The sequence below is a fragment of the Frankia sp. AiPs1 genome, assembly GCF_023716945.1.
In the GTDB taxonomy this organism is placed as follows: Bacteria; Actinomycetota; Actinomycetes; order Frankiales; family Frankiaceae; genus Frankia.
In genome coordinates, this window is sequence record NZ_JAMQQF010001031.1 from 1 (window position 1) to 1,019 (window position 1,019).

Below are 1,019 nucleotides of genomic sequence, written 5' to 3' on the forward strand. Positions count from 1 at the left end.
ACGACATCGTGTCGGAGCCTCGCCCGGCTGGTGACGCGGGCCGCGCGCCGGCCCGGTGCAGGGCCTTGCTGGCGGCGGGCAGCAGATCCACCCCGGCCGGGTCGAGCGCCTCGAGTTCCACCTCACGCCACCGCGACACGATGGTGCGCTCCCCCATCGTCCGCGCGTTGACCAGGTCGTCGGCGACCTCGACGAGGTCGCGGCCGGCAGCGTCGCGCAGCCGTCGGGTGCGCCGGACGGTCGTGATCGACGCCACCGGCCGAAGCGGCGCCCCCCGCAGCCGCACGGCGATGAGGTCCAGCAACTCCGGCGGGATCTGCGACGCCTCGCCGAGCGGGCGACCGATCTCGTCGCGGGCCCCGTCAGCAGTGGGGATCTTCAGATGCCAGCCCTCGTCGGCGCCGCCCTCCCGGCGGCGCAGCGTCAGGCTGTTGCGGGCCAGGCGCAGGTCGTCGGTGTCGTAGTAGACGGCGTCGAGGTGCCGCTCCTGCGGGTCGGCGACGGAGCCGACCCCGCGCAGCCCGTCGAAGGCGGGGAGCGCGAACACCTCGTCCACCGCGAACTTCCGCTCGACCTCATGCGTCACTGCCACTGCCACGACTGGCCTCCATCCGGCGGTATCAGCGCACTGATGCCCTGCCCTCGGCCGAGAAACCCTGTCAGCGCCGGGTGGAACCGAGTGGGACCGGGTGGGACCGGGTGGCGACCCGCGACGGTCAGGTCAGCGTGACCCGGTGGGCGCCGGCGTAGATGTTCATCGAGTCCCCGCGGACGAAGCCGGCGAGAGTCATCCCCGCCTCCTCGGCGAGATCCACCGCCAGCGTCGAGGGCGCGGACACCGCGACCAGCATCGGCACACCGGCCATCATCGCCTTCTGGACCAGCTCGAACGACGCCCGGCCGCTGACGACCAGCGCGTGGCCGGCCAGCGGCACCAGGCCGTCGCGCGCCGCCGCGCCGATCACCTTGTCGACCGCGTTGTGCCGGCCGACGTCCTCCCGCACGGCGCGCAGCACGCC

2 protein-coding genes are annotated in these 1,019 nt (G+C 73.9%); both read right to left on the bottom strand.

Annotated features, from left to right (window positions below; all coding sequences use genetic code 11):
* On the bottom strand, positions 1-598 hold a 598-nt coding region (locus tag ND748_RS32660), incomplete at its 3' end, for a CYTH domain-containing protein (RefSeq protein ID WP_251750112.1).
* A gap of 118 nt (positions 599-716) precedes the next feature.
* Positions 717-1,019: formate dehydrogenase accessory sulfurtransferase FdhD (locus tag ND748_RS32665; protein ID WP_251750113.1), on the bottom strand; the 303-nt coding region annotated here is incomplete at its 5' end.